Source organism: Micromonospora sp. A200, from assembly GCF_029893845.1.
Lineage (GTDB): Bacteria > Actinomycetota > Actinomycetes > Mycobacteriales > Micromonosporaceae > Micromonospora > Micromonospora purpureochromogenes.
This window is the reverse complement of sequence record NZ_JARXXY010000018.1, coordinates 81,901-100,868: the sequence shown is the minus strand read 5'-3', so window position 1 is coordinate 100,868 and position 18,968 is coordinate 81,901. Positions and strand designations below refer to the sequence as shown.

At 72.1% G+C, this 18,968-nt stretch carries 17 protein-coding genes, 1 tRNA gene and 1 pseudogene; 11 read left to right on the top strand and 8 right to left on the bottom strand.

Annotated features, from left to right (window positions below; genetic code table 11):
- Window positions 1-9: 9 nt before the first annotated feature.
- On the bottom strand, window positions 10-507 hold the full coding sequence (locus M2302_RS19035) for an SRPBCC family protein (RefSeq protein ID WP_088964134.1): 498 nt from the start codon (window positions 505-507) through the stop codon (window positions 10-12).
- The gene (locus tag M2302_RS19030) at window positions 504-1,217 is read right to left on the bottom strand and encodes a DivIVA domain-containing protein (RefSeq protein WP_280839201.1); all 714 of its coding nucleotides are present in this window, start codon (window positions 1,215-1,217) and stop codon (window positions 504-506) included. Before M2302_RS19030 ends, M2302_RS19035 begins: the two co-directional genes overlap by 4 nt.
- A gap of 154 nt (window positions 1,218-1,371) precedes the next feature.
- On the opposite strand from M2302_RS19030, the gene folP reads away from it, so the two are divergent.
- The gene (gene folP, locus M2302_RS19025) at window positions 1,372-2,241 is read left to right on the top strand and encodes a dihydropteroate synthase (RefSeq protein ID WP_280839200.1); all 870 of its coding nucleotides are present in this window, start codon (window positions 1,372-1,374) and stop codon (window positions 2,239-2,241) included.
- 12 nt (window positions 2,242-2,253) lie between these two features.
- Here folP and ndhC read toward each other — a convergent pair whose 3' ends face one another.
- A complete protein-coding gene (gene ndhC / locus M2302_RS19020; RefSeq protein ID WP_088964137.1) occupies window positions 2,254-2,631 on the bottom strand; it encodes an NADH-quinone oxidoreductase subunit A in 378 nt (125 codons plus the stop codon).
- Between the two features lie 146 nt (window positions 2,632-2,777).
- On the opposite strand from ndhC, the gene M2302_RS19015 reads away from it, so the two are divergent.
- From M2302_RS19015 to M2302_RS19005, 3 genes are all read left to right on the top strand, one after another.
- Entirely contained in the window at window positions 2,778-4,217 is a 1,440-nt protein-coding gene (locus M2302_RS19015) for a hypothetical protein (RefSeq protein WP_280839199.1), read from the top strand.
- Window positions 4,218-4,508: 291 nt separating this feature from the next.
- Window positions 4,509-6,356 carry a 2-oxoacid:acceptor oxidoreductase subunit alpha gene (locus M2302_RS19010; protein WP_280839198.1) on the top strand — a complete coding sequence of 616 codons (1,848 nt, stop codon included), beginning with the start codon at window positions 4,509-4,511 and terminating at the stop codon, window positions 6,354-6,356.
- Window positions 6,349-7,383 carry a 2-oxoacid:ferredoxin oxidoreductase subunit beta gene (locus M2302_RS19005; RefSeq protein ID WP_179802946.1) on the top strand — a complete coding sequence of 345 codons (1,035 nt, stop codon included), beginning with the start codon at window positions 6,349-6,351 and terminating at the stop codon, window positions 7,381-7,383. The genes M2302_RS19010 and M2302_RS19005 overlap by 8 nt, the downstream gene beginning before the upstream one ends.
- A gap of 97 nt (window positions 7,384-7,480) precedes the next feature.
- Here the strand turns inward: M2302_RS19005 and M2302_RS19000 are convergent, their stop codons facing one another.
- Window positions 7,481-8,497: a potassium channel family protein gene (locus M2302_RS19000; protein ID WP_280839197.1), complete on the bottom strand. Its 1,017-nt coding sequence runs from the start codon at window positions 8,495-8,497 to the stop codon at window positions 7,481-7,483.
- A gap of 155 nt (window positions 8,498-8,652) precedes the next feature.
- On the opposite strand from M2302_RS19000, the gene M2302_RS18995 reads away from it, so the two are divergent.
- Together M2302_RS18995 and M2302_RS18990 are read left to right on the top strand one after the other, a co-directional pair.
- Window positions 8,653-9,240 carry a helix-turn-helix transcriptional regulator gene (locus M2302_RS18995; protein WP_280839196.1) on the top strand — a complete coding sequence of 196 codons (588 nt, stop codon included), beginning with the start codon at window positions 8,653-8,655 and terminating at the stop codon, window positions 9,238-9,240.
- Window positions 9,241-9,379: 139 nt separating this feature from the next.
- Window positions 9,380-9,976, top strand: a complete 597-nt coding sequence (locus tag M2302_RS18990; RefSeq protein WP_280839195.1) for an ATP-dependent Clp protease proteolytic subunit — start codon at window positions 9,380-9,382, stop codon at window positions 9,974-9,976.
- A gap of 261 nt (window positions 9,977-10,237) precedes the next feature.
- On the opposite strand, the gene M2302_RS18985 is transcribed toward M2302_RS18990, so the two are convergent.
- A complete protein-coding gene (locus M2302_RS18985) occupies window positions 10,238-12,019 on the bottom strand; it encodes an adenylyl cyclase (RefSeq protein WP_280839194.1) in 1,782 nt (593 codons plus the stop codon).
- A gap of 176 nt (window positions 12,020-12,195) precedes the next feature.
- Between M2302_RS18985 and M2302_RS18980 the strand changes: the two genes are divergently transcribed.
- The 3 genes from M2302_RS18980 to M2302_RS18970 all read left to right on the top strand — a co-directional run bounded on the left by M2302_RS18980 (window position 12,196) and on the right by M2302_RS18970 (window position 13,778).
- The gene (locus M2302_RS18980) at window positions 12,196-12,516 is read left to right on the top strand and encodes a metalloregulator ArsR/SmtB family transcription factor (RefSeq protein ID WP_280839193.1); all 321 of its coding nucleotides are present in this window, start codon (window positions 12,196-12,198) and stop codon (window positions 12,514-12,516) included.
- On the top strand, window positions 12,513-12,986 hold the full coding sequence (locus tag M2302_RS18975) for an SRPBCC family protein (protein WP_280839192.1): 474 nt from the start codon (window positions 12,513-12,515) through the stop codon (window positions 12,984-12,986). Before M2302_RS18980 ends, M2302_RS18975 begins: the two co-directional genes overlap by 4 nt.
- A gap of 267 nt (window positions 12,987-13,253) precedes the next feature.
- Window positions 13,254-13,778, top strand: a complete 525-nt coding sequence (locus tag M2302_RS18970) for a GNAT family N-acetyltransferase (RefSeq protein WP_280839191.1) — start codon at window positions 13,254-13,256, stop codon at window positions 13,776-13,778.
- 119 nt (window positions 13,779-13,897) lie between these two features.
- Here M2302_RS18970 and M2302_RS18965 read toward each other — a convergent pair.
- The 3 genes from M2302_RS18965 to M2302_RS18955 form a co-directional block, all read right to left on the bottom strand.
- A tRNA-Arg gene (locus M2302_RS18965) sits at window positions 13,898-13,973 on the bottom strand.
- 299 nt (window positions 13,974-14,272) lie between these two features.
- Window positions 14,273-15,244, bottom strand: a complete 972-nt coding sequence (locus tag M2302_RS18960; protein ID WP_280839190.1) for an SDR family oxidoreductase — start codon at window positions 15,242-15,244, stop codon at window positions 14,273-14,275.
- A gap of 105 nt (window positions 15,245-15,349) precedes the next feature.
- Window positions 15,350-16,051, bottom strand: a complete 702-nt coding sequence (locus M2302_RS18955) for an alpha/beta hydrolase (RefSeq protein ID WP_280839189.1) — start codon at window positions 16,049-16,051, stop codon at window positions 15,350-15,352.
- Window positions 16,052-16,210: 159 nt separating this feature from the next.
- Between M2302_RS18955 and M2302_RS18950 the strand changes: the two genes are divergently transcribed.
- A complete protein-coding gene (locus tag M2302_RS18950; protein WP_280839188.1) occupies window positions 16,211-17,602 on the top strand; it encodes a hypothetical protein in 1,392 nt (463 codons plus the stop codon).
- A gap of 30 nt (window positions 17,603-17,632) precedes the next feature.
- Window positions 17,633-17,707: pseudogene (locus tag M2302_RS18945) on the top strand (transcriptional regulator); the annotation flags it as partial.
- Between the last annotated feature and the right edge of the window lie 1,261 nt (window positions 17,708-18,968).

Here is an 18,968-nt window from a genome sequence, read left to right as displayed (position 1 = left end):
CGGGTGGGGTCAGGGCAGCCGGCCCTGCTCGACCAGCCGGGCGAAGCGCTTCAGCGCCAGGGTGAGGCCCGCCTTGGAGCCCGGCCAGAGCAGCGGCCACGCCACCCGGCCGGCCGGCCCGCCCGGCAGGTGGAACCACTCGTGCCAGACCACCTGGGTGCGGTCCCGGGCCAGCGGGGTGCAGCGCAGCACGCCGGGACCGCGGAGCAGCTTGCCGCAGTGCACGACGCCGACCTCGTACGGCGCGTCGACCCGGACCACCCGCATCTCGTCGCGCAGCACCGCCGGCCCGAGCGCGGTGACCGCCTCGACCAGGGTGCCCTCCCCGCCGTCGCCCTCGACGACGCGGACCCTGGTGAACGGGATCCACTCGGACTGCCGCTCCCAGTCGGTGAGCGCGGCGAAGACCCGGGGGGCGGGGGCGTCCACGATCACCGTGGCGGTGAACTCGCCGGCCCCGGGCTGGGCGGCCTCGCGCAGGCCGTCCACGCCCTCCGGGCCGGTCACAGCGACTCCGAGCGGACCCTGTCGCCGGGCCGCCCGCCAGCCGGGTCGGCATCGGAGTCGGTGCCGTCGGAGCGGGGGTCGGTGTCCACGGCCGCGCTGCGCAGGGCGGGCGCGGCGTCGTCGGACGCCTCGGGCGGGGCCCCGGCGTCAGCGGCGCCGGTGCGCAGGGCCAGGGCGTCGAGCGGCCGGTCGGCGTCGTCGGCCGCCGACAGGTCGGCGTCGAGCGGGCGGATGCCGTCCGGGGCCGCCGCGCTCGGCTCGACGTCCGGCGGCGCGTCGGTCGATCCGTCCGCCGGTGTCGCGGCGGCGCCCCCGAGGTCGGCGTACCCGGGGTCGGTGGCCGGGGCGTCGCCGGCCGCCTCCTCGCGGGCGCGGCGCAGCGCGTCGGCGTCGGCCAGCCGGCCCTCGCGCAGCGCCGCGACCTCGGCCTCCAGCACGCCGATCAGCTCGGCCTTGTAGCCGATGTCGTAGGCGGCCCGGCGCATCGCCTGGTCGACCTGGGCCATCCGGTAGCCGCGCAGCGCGGTGTCGAAGCGGACCTCGCCGACGTCCGCCTCGCGCAGCGGGCGGCTGCCCGGCAGCGGCACGGCCCGGCCGTCCGGCTCGGCCGGCGCCAGGCCGGCGTCCCGGCCGGAGACCAGCACCGTCACCCCGAACACCACCGCCGCCACGGTCAACGCGATGACCAGTACGAGCAGAACCTGAGCCATGGACAGATCGTGGCACGGCGACCGCCCCCCGAGCGACCCCAACCACCGCAGCGCCCCGGATCCCCTGGTGACGTCCCGGCCCGGCGGCGCGCCGGCGGACCGGATAGCGTCGTCAGCGGCCGGGCGACCCGGCCGGCGACGGGCGGGAGGCGGGATGGCCGGGGCGCTGCGGCTCGGTGGGCGGACGTTCGCACCGGGCGAGCTGGTGGTGATGGCGATCGTCAACCGCACGCCGGACTCGTTCTTCGACCACGGCGCGACCTTCGCCCAGGACAGCGCGCTGCGCGCGGTGGAGGCCGCGGTGACCGAGGGCGCGGAGATCATCGACATCGGCGGGGTCAAGGCCGGGCCGGGCGACGAGGTCGACGTCGCCGAGGAGATCCGGCGGACGGTGGACACCATCGCCGCCGTCCGGGCCGCCTTCCCCGACGTGGTGATCTCGATCGACACCTGGCGGGCCGAGGTCGCGGTGGAGGCGGTGGCGGCCGGCGCCGACCTGCTCAACGACACCTGGTCCGGCGCCGACCCGGCGCTGGCCCGGGTCGCCGCGCAGACCGGGGCCGGGCTGGTCTGCTCGCACGCCGGCGGGCTCGCCCCGCGTACCCGGCCGCACCGGGCCGCCTTCGACGACGTGGTCGCCGACGTGGTCACCACGGTGACCGGGCTCGCCGAGCGCGCGGTGGCCCTGGGGGTACGCCCCGACGGCATCCTGATCGACCCGGCGCACGACTTCGGCAAGAACACCCGGCACTCGCTGGAGATCACCCGCCGGCTCGACGAGCTGACCGGTACCGGCTGGCCGCTGCTGGTGGCCCTGTCGAACAAGGACTTCATCGGCGAGACGCTGGACCTGCCGGTGCCGGAACGACTGGAGGGCACCCTCGCCGCGACCGCCGTCTCGGCCTGGCTCGGTGCCCGGGTCTTCCGCGCCCACCAGGTGCGCCCCACCCGCCGGGTGCTGGACATGGTCGCCTCGATCCGCGGCGACCGGCCCCCGACGCTCACCCGCCGCGGTCTCGCCTGACCGGCGCGGGCGTCAGGTCCAGCGGAGGATGTTCTTGCGCCAGGCGTAGAGGATGCCGAGCGCCACCACGGCCACGAAGATGCCCATCTCGGCGACGGTGACCAGGCCGAAGCCGGGACGGTCGAAGACCAGCGCCCAGGGGAAGAGGAAGACCGCCTCGACGGCGAACAGGACGTAGAGGTAGGCGTACACGTAGTAGCGGATCTGCATCTGCGCCCAGTCGCCGCCGACCGGGTCGAGACCGCACTCGTAGCTGGTCCGCTTGCCCCAGGGATCAGCCGGACGGCCAGGACGTAACACCCGATTGGCCGAGAACGCCGTAACGAAGAAGAGGGCGCTGGCGAGCAGCAGGAGCCCGAGCGTCGCGTACGAGCCCAGGTAACCGGTCACGGTGGGTCAGCCTACCGGCCGCCGGTCCCGCCCGACCGGCCCGGGAGGCGTACCGAACACGTTACGAATTTGTTTCCCGGTGGGACTGGTGCCCTCCGGCAACTGTTACCGAATAATGAAAGCGCACCCAGTGTCACGGAGGACAGATGGCCCGCGTGGACGTACGCCCCGGCCGCCGGGCGCTCGCCTGGCGTACCTCTTCGCTGGTAGCGGCGTCGCTGGCCACCGGGCTGGCGGTCGCGCTCGCGGCCGCTCCGGGCCTGGCCGCCTCCCCAACGGTGCTACGGGTGGTCACCGCCGCGACCGACGCGACGACGCCGGGGGGTGAGCCGACGGACGAGACGACCCCGCCGGTCGAGCCGACCGCCACCGAGCCGCTGCCGACCACCGCGCCGCCGACGCTGCCCCCCGACCCGGAGCCGACCACCCCGGCACCCGAGCCGACCACGGCCACCCCGACGACGCCCGCCCCCGGCGACCCCGCCCCGACCACCACCGCGCCGACCACCACCGCGCCGGCCCCGCCGCCGCCCCCGCAGGGTGGCGGCGGCCGGCCGGTGCCCCCGGCCGACCCCGCGCCGAGCCAGCAGGACACCGGCGGCCTCGGGGTACGGGTCACCACCCGCGACATCGTGCTCGGCCCCGGCTACTGGAACGCCCGGAGCACCACCACCACGCTGCGGGTGACCGTGGCCAACACCGGGACGCTCGCCGGGCGGGTCCACCTCGCCTACACCCTGCCCGCCGGGATGACCGACGCGGGCACCCCGGGCTGCGCCGCGGTGGGCGGCGGCAACTGGCAGTGCGGCGAGTGGGCCGCCGCCCCGGGCGCGAAGTTCACCAGCCTGATCCGGGTCCGGGTCGACGGACAGGCGTGGCGGAAGATGCCGCTCAGCGGCTCGGTACGGGTCACCGCGTCCGGCGCGGGGACGGCCACCGCCGCGGACAACGAGGGCTTCGCGGTCCTCTTCCCGCCCGGCCCGCCGGCGCCCGGGATGAGGCTCGACGCCGACGAGGTGGCCTTCGACATCAGCGGCGGTCCCGTCGAACTGGCCGTCCGGCTGGGCAACACCGGCCGGGTGGACGCCGCGGGACGGGTCGAGGTGGTCCTGCCCGACGGGGTCAGCGTGCTCTCCACGCCCAATTGCGAGGTGGTCTCGCCGACGCGTACCCGTTGCGACGCCGGGACCGTGGCGGCGGGCCGTACCGCCACTCTGCGCCTGCCGGTCGCCGCCACCCCGCAGGCCCAGCGCGAGGCGCCGCTGGCCGGAGCGGTGATCGCCCAACTCGACCCACGCTCCGGGCGGACCCGGCAGATGCAGATGAGCTTCCGGATCACCGCGGCGGTGGCGCTTGCCACTCCGCCGGCGGCCACCCCGGTCCCCACCGGCTCGCAGGGCGTGATCGCCGCGGGCGCTCAGACCTCCGACGGGGGCGCGATGACCTCGGCGCAGCGGATCGCGGTCACCCTGATCGTGATCTCCGGGCTGCTGGTGGTGCTAGCGCTCGTGCTGGCCACCAGCTCGTTGCGGCGCCGGATGAGCGGGCCGGTGCCGGACCCGTCGGCGAATCCGGCATCCGACTGAACCGGCCGGCCCGGTAAGGGTCGGCGGCCGTGATCTCGATTACGGCGGTCACCCCGAAACGGCCCACAACCGGACGAACAACCTTCGGATTCGTTCCCACTCGTCGGACCTCCACCAAGGATGCCCTAACGGCTCGACGTAGGCTCTGGGGTGAGAATCGACAGCGGGCCGGACCTGCCACGGGCGGATCGGCGCAGCGGCGCGTCAAGGAGGTCACGTGGCGGGGCAAGGCCGGGTCACCATCAGGTTCAGCCGCCCGCGCGACGGGGCTGAGCGAAGCGAGGTGCAGGCGTGACCAAGCAGATCCGTCAACTGGACCGGGTGGTCATCCGGTTCGCCGGTGACTCCGGCGACGGCATGCAGTTGACCGGCGACCGGTTCACCTCCGAGACGGCGCAGCTGGGCAACGACATCTCCACGTTGCCCAACTTCCCGGCCGAGATCCGGGCGCCCGCCGGCACGCTGCCCGGTGTGTCGAGCTTCCAGGTGCACTTCGCCGACTACGACATCCTCACCCCCGGCGACGCGCCGAACGTGCTGGTGGCGATGAACCCGGCGGCGCTCAAGGCCAACCTGGCCGACCTGCCCCGCGGCGCGGACATCATCGTCAACACCGACGAGTTCACCCGGCGCAACCTGGCCAAGGTGGGCTACGAGTCCAGCCCGCTGGACGACGACTCGCTCGCCGGCTACGTGGTGCACCCGGTGGCGCTGACCTCGATGACGGTCGGCGCCCTCGCCGACCAGGCGGTGTCCAAGAAGGACGCCGAGCGGGCCAAGAACATGTTCGCGCTGGGCCTGCTCTCCTGGATGTACTCCCGGCCGTACGAGTCGACGCTGCGCTTCCTGGAGCGCAAGTTCGCCGCCCGTCCGGAGCTGGTCGCCGCGAACGTGGCCGCCTTCCGGGCCGGCTGGAACTTCGGCGAGACCACCGACTCGTTCTCCGTCCGGTACGAGGTGAAGCCGGCCAAGATGCTGCCGGGCACCTACCGGAACATCACCGGCAACGCGGCGCTCTCGCTCGGCCTGGTGGCCGCCGGCGTCCGCTCCGGGCTGCCGGTGTTCCTCGGGGCGTACCCGATCACCCCGGCGTCGGACATCCTGCACGAGCTGAGCAAGCACAAGCGGTTCGGCGTTGTCACCATGCAGGCCGAGGACGAGATCGCCGCGGTCGGCGCCGCGCTGGGCGCCTCGTACGGCGGCTCGCTCGGCGTCACCACCACCAGCGGCCCGGGCGTGGCGCTCAAGAGCGAGACGATCTCCCTCGCGGTGGCGCTGGAGCTGCCGCTGGTCATCGTCGACGTGCAGCGGGCCGGGCCGTCCACCGGCATGCCCACCAAGACCGAGCAGGCCGACCTGAACATGGCGCTGCACGGCCGGCACGGTGAGGCCCCGGTCGCGGTGATCGCGCCGAAGTCGCCCTCCGACTGCTTCCACGCGGCGCTGGAGGCGGCCCGGATCGCGCTGACCTACCGCACCCCGGTGATCCTGCTGTCCGACAACTACGTCGCCAACGGCTCCGAGCCGTGGCTGCTGCCCGACGTGGAGTCCCTGCCCGACCTGCGGGTCGAGTTCGCCACCGAGCCCAACGGCGAGGACGGCGCCACGTTCCTGCCCTACCTGCGCGACCCGGAGACCCTGGCCCGGCCGTGGGCCATCCCGGGCACGCCGGGGCTGGAGCACCGCATCGGCGGCCTGGAGAAGGCCGACAAGACCGGTGACATCTCGTACGACCCGGCGAACCACGACTTCATGGTGCGGACCCGGGCGGCCCGGATCGAGACGATCCCGGTGCCGGACGTCGAGGTGGAGGACCCGGACGGCGACGCCCGGGTGCTGGTGCTCGGCTGGGGCTCGACGTACGGGCCGATCGGCGCGGCCTGCCGCGCCCTGCGCCAGCGCGGCCTGTCGATCGCGCAGGCGCACCTGCGCCACCTGGCGCCGATGCCCGCCAACCTCGGCGAGGTGCTGCGCTCCTACGACCGGGTGGTCATCCCCGAGATGAACCTCGGCCAGCTCGCCCACGTGATCCGGGCCAAGTACCTGGTCGACGCGATCAGCTACAACCAGGTCCGCGGCCTGCCGTTCACCTCCGCCGAGCTGGAGACGACGCTGGAAGAGGTCCTGAAGAATGTCTGAGCCCGTCGCCCTGAAGCTCACCGCCAAGGACTTCAAGTCCGACCAGGAGGTGCGCTGGTGCCCCGGTTGCGGTGACTACGCGATCCTGGCGGCCATCCAGCAGTTCATGCCGGAGCTGAACATCGCCCGGGAGAACACCGTCTTCGTCTCCGGGATCGGCTGCTCGTCGCGCTTCCCGTACTACATGAACACCTACGGGATGCACTCGATCCACGGCCGCGCCCCGGCGATCGCCACCGGCCTGTCGGTGTCCCGGCCGGACCTGTCGGTCTGGGTGGTCACCGGCGACGGCGACGCGCTGTCGATCGGCGGCAACCACCTGATCCACGCGCTGCGCCGCAACGTCAACCTCAAGATCCTGCTGTTCAACAACCGGATCTACGGCCTGACCAAGGGGCAGTACTCGCCGACCTCCGAGGTCGGCAAGATCACCAAGTCGACCCCGGTCGGCTCGGCGGACGCCCCGTTCAACCCGCTGTCGCTGGCGCTGGGCGCGGAGGCCACCTTCGTCGGCCGCACCATCGACTCGGACCGCAAGCACCTCCAGTCGGTGCTGCGGGCCGCCGCCCAGCACCAGGGTTCCGCGTTCGTGGAGATCTACCAGAACTGCAACATCTTCAACGACGGCGCGTTCGACCAGCTCAAGGAGCCGGCCACCCGGGACGACTACCTGATCCGGCTGGAGCACGGGCAGCCGATCACGTTCGGCAAGGACGGGCAGTTCTGCGTCGTCCACCCGCCGGGCGGGTTCGGGCTGGAGGTCCGGGAGACCGCGGCCACCCCGGCCGAGGAGATCGTGGTGCACGACGCCGGAGTCAACGACCCCGCGTACGCCTTCGCCCTGTCCCGGCTGCCCGGTCTCGACCTGCGCAACACCCCGATCGGCGTGTTCCGCTCGGTCGACCGCCCGTCCTACGACAGCGTGGTGCAGGAGCAGGTGGCCGCCGCCAAGGCGAAGGTCACCGAGACCCCCGAGCAGCAGCTCGCCGGCCTCCTCGCCACCGGCGACACCTGGACCATCCTCTGACCCACCCGCTCCACGCACCTCCTACCGAGAAAGAGTGGCTATTCCGTCTGGAATAGCCACTCTTTCTCGGTAAGTGCGCCCGGGCGCCACCCGGGGGTCAGGGGTGGGTGGCGGTGGTTTGGGGGCGATCGTCGCGGACGTGGACGAGCATGTCGCCGGTTTCGATGACCGCGCCGGCCTTGTCCGCGAGGGTGACCACCTTGCCGCGGCGGACCAGGGCGATGACCAGGGACTCCAGCTCGCGGGGTGACTTGCCGACCTCGTGCCGGTCGGCGGAGCGCATCGCCAGCGCCATGCCCTGGCCGGGGGTGAGCAGGTCCTCCACCACGTCGATCAGCGGCGGCGCCGAGGTGGAGAGCCCCAGCAGCCGGCCGGCGGTGGCCGAGGAGACGATCACGTGGTGCGCGCCGCTCTGCCGCAGCAGCGGGGCGTTCTCCGCCTCGCGGACCGCCGCGATGATCCGGACCTGGCCGGCGGTGAGCTGCCGCGCGGTGAGCGCCACCAGCACCGAGGCGTCGTCGCTGTCGGTCGCGATGATCACCGCCTTGGCGTTGCGGACGTGCGCCTCCTCCAGCACCGACGAGCGGGTGGCGGAGCCCTCGATGGCGACCAGGCCGGCGGAGGTCGCCTGCCGCAGCGCGGTGCCGCTGCGCTCCACCACCACGATCCGGGACTTGTCCAGGCCGTTCTCCAGCAGGGCGGAGACCGCGCTGCGGCCCTTGGTGCCGTAGCCGCAGATGATGACGTGGTCCTTCACGGTTCTCCTCCACCGCCCCAGCCGACGGCCGGTCCGGTACTGCTCGGTCAGGACTTCCAGGGTGGTGCCGACCAGGATGATCAGGAAGAGCACCCGGGCGGGGGTGATGAACAGGACGTTGACCAGCCGGGCCGACGGCGAGAACGGGGTGATGTCGCCGTACCCGGTCGTGGAGAGGGTGACCACCGCGTAGTAGGCGCAGTCGAGCAGGGTCAGCCCGTTCTCGTCGACGTCGCGGTAGCCGTTCCGGTCGAGGAAGACCACCGCGACGGTCAGCAGCACCAGGCCCAGGGCGGCGGCCAGCCGGATGCTCAACGCGCTCAGCGGGCCACGCCGCTGCGCCGGGAAATGGATCACCGTCGGTCCTGCTTCCCGCGAATGGCCTGCACGCCCACAACATAGCGGTTGGGCCGGCATCCGCACGCCGGGGTCGCCGACCGGGCGGGTGGGCGGGCACGACGACGGGCATGATGGGGGTAGTTCCGCCGACCGCCGACCGCGAGGAGGCCCGCATGTCGTTGCTGCGCCGGGTGATCGGTGGGGTCCTGCGCCGGCTACGGCTGCGCCAGGGCCGGACGCTGCGCGAGGTCGCCGAGGCGGCCGGGGTGTCGCTGCCCTATCTCTCCGAGGTGGAGCGGGGGCGCAAGGAAGCCTCCTCCGAGGTGCTCGCCGCGATCTGCCGCGCCCTCGGCATCAACCTGTCCGACCTGCTCGAAGAGGCCCGCGACGACCTGCGCCGGGTCGAACGGCGGATCCCCGCCGCGCCCCGGGCCGCCCTGTCCCGGCTGGACCGGGTGCCGACGGCCCGCGGCGAGACCGGCCCGACTGTCCGGATCGGCTTCCAGCCCGCCGGGGCGGCGCCGCCCGTGTCGGCCGCCCCGACCTCCTTCCGGCACCCGGCCGGGCCGGTGCTGCGGCTGGGCGGGCCGATCCTGCACGTCGGCGGTCCGGCGTCGCCCGTCGGGTCGACCGTCGGCGGGGCGGGGCTGCGGGTCCGGTTGATCGCCTCCGCGCCGGCCGGGCGCCCCGGCCCGCGTACCTCCAGGATGCTGGCCCGCCGCCGGGCCCGAACGGGCCGGCGGCGGCTGACCGCGGCGTAGGCCGGCCGCGGTTCTGCCGTCGGCCGATCTGCCGCCGGCAGAAATCCTGGGGCCGCGACCGGCGCCGGGCGCAGGCTGGAGACGCCGGTTCCCGGGCGGTGCTCCTCGCCCGCCGGCACCAGTCTGGAGGGCGGTCGCGATGATCGGGTACGACGTGCGCATGCTGGACGGCGGTCAGCCGACCTTCGGGGACCACGTCTTCGAGCGGCTGCTGCGGGAGCGGATCGTCTTCCTCGGCACCGAGGTCACCGACGCCACCGCGAACCAGATCTGCGCGCAGATCCTGCTGCTCGCCGCCGAGGACAGCGAGCGGGACATCTTCCTCTACATCAACTCGCCGGGCGGCTCGGTGAGCGCGGGAATGGCCGTCTACGACACGATGCGCTACGTGCAGAACGACGTGGCCACGCTGGCGCTCGGCTTCGCCGGGTCGATGGGGCAGTTCCTGCTCTGCGCCGGCGCGGCGGGCAAGCGCTTCGCGCTCCCGCACTCGCGGATCATGATGCACCAGCCCTCCGGCGGGATGGGTGGCACCGCCGCCGACATCACCATCCAGGCGGAGAACATGCTGCACGTGAAGCGGACCATGCAGGAGCTGATCGCCCAGCACAGTGGTCGCACCCTGGAGGAGATCCAGCGCGACTGGGACCGGGACCGCTGGTTCACCGCCGAGCAGGCCCGCGACTACGGCCTGATCGACCAGGTGATCGCCCGGGTGGACCAGCTCGCCGGTTGACCGGCGGGCGACGGGCGACGGCCCCCGTGCTGACGCGGATGCTGGACACCGACGGTCCCGGCCCGGAGCGGACTCGCCCCCTCGATCGCGTCCGCCCGGCCGTGACCTGCGATCCTCGGTGCATATCGAGCCTATGCCGGGCATGCGCCGCGCCGCTCAGCAAGAAGGCGCAGCGCTTTCGGAGCGAATCGTGTTACATGACCACCCGCCCCCGGTACAGGGACGGGCGGTCACCGCCGCGCGGTCGCCCGCGCGCCGTGCTCACGGGTAACTGATCACCGGGCTGGTGCCGTAGCTGCCGACGACCGGGGTGCCGACCTCGTTGACGGTCTTCTCGATGCCGCCGCTGCCGTCGAGGAAGACGGTCACCATGTTGTGGAAGCGGACCCCGGGCCGGCGCGGCGCCTCGATCCCCCGGTCGCAGCGGATGTCCACGCCCTGGTTGAAGTAGGAGTAGACGCCCAGCCCCCAGGCCTCGTGCTCGCGTACCCGGTCGCCGACCTTGTAGGACGCCCAGCCCCGGCCGGTGGGGCTGGTCCAGGCGGCCTGGCTCGGCGGGTCGTAGGGCAGCTCGCTCTGGTAGAAGATCGTCCGGCCGCGCTCGCCGTTCCAGATGGTCTGGTAGCGCTGGTAGTGCTCCACGAAGAGCCCGTACGCCGTCACGTCGTCGCCGTTGACGATCACCCCGGTGCCGGCGGTGTTCGCCGTCCAGCCGATGCCGTTGCCGTGGTCGCCGCGCCAGGCCCAGACGTTGTCGATCAGCGTGTGGTCGCTCTCCACCACCAGGCTGGTCCGCGCCCGCCCGACCCAGGGCCCGCCGATGCGGATGAAGACGTCCTGCACCGAGATCGGGTCGTCGGCGTGGTCGCGGCGGGAGTGCCGGTGGCCGATCTGGACCAGCACGTCCGACTCCGCCTCGCCGGCGTCGACCAGGATGCCGGCGATGCGCACGCCGTCGACGTCGGCGACCCGCAGCGCGGCGTCGCCGCCGGTCGGGGCGAGGCTCGGCATGCCGAGGCCGAGCACCACGGTGCCCGGGTGGATGACCCGCAGCGCGCGGTCCAGGCGGTAGACGCCCGGGGTGAGCAGCAGGTGCCGGCCGCGAGCCAGCTCGCGGTTGATCCGCTGCGCGTCGTGGCTCGGACGGGCGATGAAGAAGTCCCGCAGCGCCAGCGAGCGGGCGGTCCCGCCGCCGGCCGCCCAACTGGTGCCGGCGGTGTCGCGGCGCAGCCCCGGCACGGCGACCCGCCAACGGCCGGCGGCGTCCACGAACAGGTACGGCTTCTCCCGGGTCACCGGGCTGGTCGGCAACGTGGTGTACGGCGGGTTCGGGAAGCCCTGGGCGGGTGCGCCGAGCACGCCGGAGAAGACCTGGTTCCAGACCCCGTTGGTCCAGTCGCCGCCCAACTCGCTGTCGCGGGTCAGCCACTGCTGCTGCGAGCCGTTGATGGTGATGCCGTCCACCTTGGAGTCGGCGATGAAGCCACCGCTGGAGTAGCCGCCGTTGCCGGGCTCCAGCCAGAGGATGCCCTTGACGTGCACCCGGCGCATCGGCGACGCCTGGGAGACGGCCCACTGGTTCGACCAGTCGGTGGGGGTGATGGCGAGGTTCTCCGCCGAGCGCCAGAAGTTGGTCAGCGCGGAGATGCCGGCCGGGGAGTTCGGGTCGGGCTGGCCGACGACGCGTACCGCGCCGTGGATCTCCACGTCGTCCGGGTGCTCGCCCAGGCCGGCCACGGTCGTGTAGTAGCCCAGCCGGGCGTTCACCTCGTAGCGGCCGGGCTTGAAGAGCACCGCGTACCGGTCGGTGCCCATCTCGTTGTGCTCCTGCCGGGCGAAGAGCCGGTCCACGGTGGACTGGATCTCGGCGGCCGGAGTGCTCGGGTCGTAGACGAAGACGTTCGGGCCGAAGTCCGGCTCGTCCTCGTGGTGGCGTGCGGGAGCGGCGGAGGCGGCGGAGGCGGGGGCGAGTCCCGCCGCGGCGGCGGTCGCGGCAGCGAGGGTGAAGAGCTGCCGACGGGACGGGTGGAGGTGGGCTGTCATCGACCTACCTGTCGGTGTGGGCTGCCGATCGGTGACGTGAGAGCGCTCTCTCGGCGATGCGGCCGGCATCCGGGCTGACGTGGGTGGGGAATGAGCTTGTTTCTACCCCGCCGGGCCCGATCGCGCCAGAGGGGCGGCCCTTGACAGGGGTATCGGAAAGCCTAGACTTACCGTTCGTGGCCACTTACCAAGGGCGGATGTTGGACGCCCTGGGCGACGCGACCCGGCGGTCCGTCTTCGAACTGCTCGCCGCCGGCCCCCGTTCCGTCGCCGAGATCGCGGCCGACCTACCGGTCAGCCGTCCCGCGGTCTCGCAACACCTCAAGGTCCTCAAGGAAGCCCGACTCGTCTCGTCCACCCCTGTGGGCACCCGCCGCGTCTACGCACTCGACCCGCAGGGCCTGGCCGCCGTACGCGGCTACTTCGACCAGTTCTGGAACCACGCCCTGGCCGCGTTCGCGCAGGCCGTGGAGCAACCGTCCGAGGAGGCACCGTGACAACCGAGACCACCGGGGGGACCGTCGTACGCACCAGCGTCGAGGTCGCCGCCCCGCCCGAGCACGCCTTCACCGTCTTCACCGCCGGCATGGACCGCTGGTGGGAACGCTCGCACCACCTGCTGCCCGGCGAACTCAAGCAGGTCGGCGTCGACCCGCACGTCGGCGGACGACTCTGGGAGGAGAACGACGCCGGCGAGGTCTGCGTCTGGGGCACGGTCCTCGCCTGGGATCCGCCGCGCACCTTCGCCTTCGCCTGGCTGATCGGCCCTGACTGGAAGGTCCCGCCGCCGGACGCGACCGGCAGCCGGGTCACCGTCACCTTCACCCCCACCGAGACCGGCACCCGGGTCGACCTGGTCCACGACCAGCTCGACGCGCACGGGACCGGCTGGGAGGGCGTCCGGGACGCGGTGGCCGGTGAGGGCGGTTGGCCGGCCGGCTTGCGGCTGTACGCGGCGACCGTCTGACCGGTGCGCTGCGGGGTCGGTCCGGTGCGCCGGGCCGGCCCTGCTGCCTTTCGGGTGCCCGCCCTCAGCCGGCGGTGTCGCACCGGAACCCCGGGCTGGCAACCCGCGCGCCTGCTCGTCGTCGTGCAGGTACGGCTCGTCCGGCCCGTGTCGCAGGATGTCGAGCGCCCGGCACATCGCCTCGTCGACCTCGTCGTCCGCCAAGTCGCCGCCCCCTTGATGCTCGCCCCTGTGCCAGTGCGCTGTGTGGACCGCTACCGTCGCCGCATGCCCGAGCTGATCGCGCCCACTGTCCGCCTGCACGCAGCCTGGCTCGAGGCACAGGACGAGTGGGGTCCCGGCGCCCACGAGGACGGTTTCGGACTCCTGCCGTCCGACGAGGTGGACTCGCCCAGCGGGTTCGCGACGTGGGTGGCCCGGCTGGCTGCCGAGTCGGAACCGGCGAAGGCGCACGATGCCGGTCGGGTGCCGTGCACGTACCGGTGGATCGTCGAGGGCGAGCGGGTGCTCGGCGGGATCGCCCTGCGGCATGAACTCAACGACTTCCTGCTGCGGGTCGGCGGCCATGTCGGCTACGGCATCCGGCCGTCCGCGCGCCGGCGAGGGCTAGCCACCTGGGCGCTGGGCCGAATGCTCGGTGAGGCACGGGCGCTCGGCCTGGACCGGGTGCTGGTCACCTGCGAGGTGGAAAACATCGCCTCGGCGAAGACGATCGAGCACCACGGCGGTGTCCTGGAGGACGTCCGGGACACCGAACTCGGCACCGCACGGCGGTACTGGATCACGCTCTAGCGACAGGTAGATCCTTGGGGAGGATCTCGGCGGGCAGCCTCAGACCTGCCCGCCGACCGGGCCGGGACAACGAGAGCACCGTCGCGGACCAGGGAGGTTGGCGTGCGCAGGCGCTGACCTGGTGCCCCCGGCAGGATTCGAACCTGCGACACACGGTTTAGGAAACCGATGCTCTATCCCCTGAGCTACGAGGGCGCGATGGACCAGCTTACCTGCCAGCGGATAGCCACGAGTGCCCAGGAGGGTCCACCCGTGCTCGCCGCTGGCAGCCGCCGTTGCCGACCGGTGGAGCACACACAGAGCATGCGATCATCGCCTGCCAACGCCTGGTACCCACCCATGACACTCGCGAAGGCACCTGGTACGTGGAGTACCGCAGGGTTCACCGCCCCGACGACGGGTGGCACTACGAGGCCACCAGCGGCGTGGATAAACGGGATGAAGAGTGAGGAGCAGCTGCTCCCCATCGCGGCGGCGGTCACCGATCCGATCGCTCATCTCCGCCATCGACGAAACGCGGCTGCGGCTGTCCCGACTAGCAGTGTGGCAGCGGTTCCCACCACCCGCCGGGCTATCTTCTGCCCGCTGTCCCAGCCGCCGTGGGTTGTCACCGGTTGCAGGGCTGGCCGGAACAGGTTTCCAGCGGTATCCGGCGCGGGCCGGGGCAGGAAGTGCTGCCGGCCGACCTGGATGGCCATGAGCCGCTCGACCAACCCGGGAGTCAGCCGGGACTGCATGAGCAAGGCGTGGGCCGCCGTCCCGACGGCCACCTCCCGCCGGGGCCGCCGCACAAGGTTCACAGTGGTCCGCGCGACCCGCTCGGGCGGGTATACCGGTGGCACGGCCCGCACCGCCCGGCCCGTGTAGTTTGCGGCGTGCTGAAAGATCGGTGTGTCGATCGTTGCCGGCAGAACGGTGCACACATGGATCCCGGACGCGGCCTCCAGCTGCAGTTCCTGCCGCAGGCTGCCGCTCAACGCCCGGACCGCGAACTTCGCCATCGTGTACGCGTGCGTGTAGGGCTGCGTCACCACCCCGACAACCGATGACACGTTGACCAGTACGCCGTGGCCCTGATCCCGCATCACCGGCAGCGCCGCACGGGCACCGTGCACGTAACCCATCACATTCACGTCGAGAACCCGCCGAAAGTCTTCCTCCGGAATGTCCTGAAACGGTCCGAAAGCGCTCACCGCAGCGTTGTTGACCCATACGTCGATCCGCCCGTACCGCTGGATAGCTCGCCGAGCCAACTCCTGCACCGCCGACGAGTCGCTGACGTCCGTGGGCACCGCGATCGCCTGCCCGCCGCGCCCCACGCACTCCTGAACAACGTCGTCCAATGCAGCGTCTCCTCGCGCCGCCAAGGCGAGGGCGTTGCCCTGGTCGGCGAAGGCACGGGCGGTCGCCCGACCGATGCCGCTGGACGCCCCAGTGACAACAACGACGAGATCCCTTGTTCGCATGGGCCGCGGATACCCCACGCCCACCAGGTCAACCCCTGCTTCCAGCGCCCCCGATGAGCCCGAAGGACGGCAGGTGCTGCTCACGGTTCAGCGGGCCGATGCCAATCAGTCGAGCCTGGTCGCGAAGCGGCGCATCGGTTCCGACCACGCCTTGGGGTCCAGCCATGGGAAGGTGTGGGCGCCGGCCACTTCGACGTACTCACCCGTAGGCGGTAACGCAGCCAGCTGCCGGCCCCACCGCGAAGTACTGATCACGTCGTCGCGCCCGCGGATGACCAACAGCGGAACCTCGAGACGGGTCACCGGTCCCTCGATCGTGTGGTCGAGATGTGCGCGTGCGAGGTGCAGCATGCGGGCAAGCCCTGCCCGCTTCCACTCGGGCCGATGTGACTCGGTCAACCCCGGTGGCTCCCGGTGCCCGTCCAGACGCCAGCGGATGAACAGACGCAGCGGCCCCCGAGCGACCGGATCAACCGTGGGGCTGGCCAGGACGACACCATGCACATCGGGGTGGCCCACCGCGGCCTGCGCGGCAACCTGAGTGCCGCTGGAATGGCCGGCGAGCAGCACCGGACCGAGTCGCTGGGCGGCGAGCCAGTCCGCGACCGTATCGCCGAACTCCGCCACGGTGAGCTCGTGCGGCGGTTCACCGCTGCCGGCAAAGCCGGGTAGTTCGACGAGGTGTGCCCGGGTCCACCCGCCGAGAGCGCCAAGGCCCGGCATGAGGTAGTCGGCAACTCCCATGCCCTGGACGAGCACCAGCTCCGGCACATCGGATCGCGGCTCGCCGACCGCCCGGCTGCGCATCCGACCGAGCGGACCGTCGTGGTACGAGGTCGTGACGTCCGCCGGGAATGGTGGCGTACACGGCTGGCCCTTCTTCCGCATGGTCGGGGTTACCCGCCAGCCGCGGACGGAACCGGGCGTACCGGACGACTTTCGGGGTAGACGCCGGCGGGAGGTGTGATGAAACTACCCCGCGAGGTGGCCGCATTCGACTCCGCTTCCGCGATGGTGGTGGCAACCGCCCGCTTCCTGCATAACCGCGACACCCCACCAATGGGCCGGCCGGCCGGGCGTCTGCTGGGTCCGCTCGCAGTCGCCGCGAACCGGCTTCCGATCCGGCTCAGAGAGACGATCTACAGCCTGGCTAGCGGAGCCGAGGCACGGCCGGCCGCGCACATGGCGGCTCTCGACATCGAGGATGTCGCCGCCGCGATCGCCGGGCTTTACCCGCGGCGCCGGTATCCGGCGGTCGCCATCGGCTCGTCCAGTGGGGCACTCGTGCATCTGTGTGCGGCCCTCGGCATGGCGTGGTTGCCCCAGACGCTCCTGCTCCCGCTGCGTCAGCGGCAGGTCCCCCCGGACGATTCCATGCGCGCCGTACACGCCTTCGACGCCACCGCCCAGGCGCTGTTGGCCCGCAACCCCGACTTCGTCCTGCACCACATGCATGATCCGAACCAGGATCGATTGACGTCGCGGCGGATGGCCTACTTCCGGGTCAAACGCACCCGACTCGGCCCCGCGTACGAGCGGTTCCTGGCCGAGACGCTCGATCCCGGCGGCGTGCTCCTGCTCGCCGAGTGCACCCGGCGATGGCCCACCACCCGCGTCGGCCAGCGACACGTCTTCCAGTTCGGTGCTGTGGGCGGGCTGGAGCCGCAGCAGTACCACGAGGGCGATCCCCGAATAGCCGACTATCTACGCCGTTACGGAGTCCAGCGGACACGGTGGCAGGTACCAGCGCCCGATGGCGAAAGCCCTGAGGCGGAGTGGGGGTTCGAACCGGCGCTACGGGACGACGTGATCGCGTTCGCGAGCCGGCACGGCTATCAGGTACGGCGACTGGTCTTCGACGACCCGGACGACCTCAGCCCACTCGTCGCAGATTTGTACCGATGGTGGTACCGGCGACGCGGCCTGCCGGCCGATCGACTGCTGGTGGAGTCGTTCATGCTCCTCGACCCTTGGTGGGCTCTGCGGACCGGTTGCGTGCCCTACTGGAGCACCTTCCCCGTCGAGGGTTCGGCAAATGCCCTTACGCGTTATCTCGAACAGTCGGACGCCTACGACTATTTACACCTCATGCTGTTCTGCCATGGGGTGGAATCCGTGGGGCTGGCAACCGTCGACCAGTGGAAGGCGGTGCTTGACCACGCACGGGTAGCGGGATCGTTCGCCGGAGTAGATCCGGGGCGTTACCCGAGCGACCTTGCGACTTTCTTCCGCTACCAGTCAGCCTTGCGCGCCATACCCGCTCGGTACCCGATCCCCGAGCCACTCCCGCTGACCGAGTTCGGCAGGTTCTTCGCGGAGCATCGCCATCGCTACCCGGCCGTCAAAATAGAGGACTGAGCTTCCACACTCGCACGGATGAGGGCTCAGCTGCCGTCCGCGATCGCGGCGATCGCCGACCTGTTGACACCGCCCCGCAAGCGGGCGACGAAGAAGGCCCGCTGAGCGGCACTGTCGGCAGCCGGCATGAGCTGGGCGATGACATCGACACCGGCGGTGTGTCGCAGGGTGTCCGGGCGGTCACTCCGGGCACAATCACAGGCCTTGGGAGAACGAAGGCGATCCATCGGAGGTGCCTGTTGTCGCGGTGTCGAGGCCGGCTGGCTCGGTGGACGCTGCGTGGCGCTCTCCTGATCGGAGGCGTGGTCGGTCTATGGGGCTTTCACGAGGCGGTTGCGGATGACGCTGCTCGGGCCGCCGAGCGCGCGGTGTCCTGCACCCTCGGTGACCTGCTCAGCTCCAGCGGAGCCCTTGCCGAAAGTTCCCTGCGGTGCGAGCCCTTCTCGCTCACTGGCCCTGGGATGGAGAGGGCGTCCGGCCGTGTCGGCGGTGCGGAAGCGGTCCCAGACTGGGGCCAACTGGCGGGCCTGGACGTACCGGCGCGAATGCCGACGGGACAACGGTCGGCGGGTGTGCAGATTGCAGTAGGCCAGGTGGTGGACCCGACGACAGCCGCCGACGCCGAATCGGTCGTCGAGGCAGTCGCCTCGGCGACGCGTCCGGTTGTGGGCCTGACGTCGCCCGTCGTGGAGGAGATCGCCGGGACAGGCCTGCTGGAACCGGTCGGCACTGCCGTCCAGCCCGTGACCCAGCCGATCGTTGACGTTCTACCACCCGCTCTGGCCCCGGTGCTCGGCCTGACCCAGCCGATCATCGGCTCACCCGCCGCGCCGTCGATGCCTCCCGCCGGCCCTGCCGTCGACGCGCCGCCATCGACGGATGCGGCACCGAGGGTCGCAACGCCCAGCGCGATCATGCGGCCGCTCCCCCCGATGGCGGCGGTCCACCTGGTAGCCCCGCAGAAGGCGCGGACGTCCGTGACAGCGAGCCCTGACCCGAGGTCGCCAAAGGCGGCCGGGACAAGTCAGGTGCCGTGGGCAGGCGACCTGGTCCACACACCCGGGTTGACTCCTGGCGCTCCCACCAGCGCCGGCGGCCACGGCTCCGCTACCGGCGGGACAGGAATCCCGGCTGACGCTTCGCTGCGGGCATGGGCCCCGGCCCTGCAACGTGTCGGCGGTTACGTCACCGGATGCGAGAAGCTCGCGGGCCGCTGCGGTCAACCGGGCACCAGGCCCGCCTGAGCAACCCTGACCATCCTCGCGCCAGCGGGACAGCCGCGACGACCATCCGCCCCACACAGGCGCACGCCATCGCCGCTGCCACCGGGGTCCGGTCCGGTCCCGCCTTCACGGGCCGCGCAACC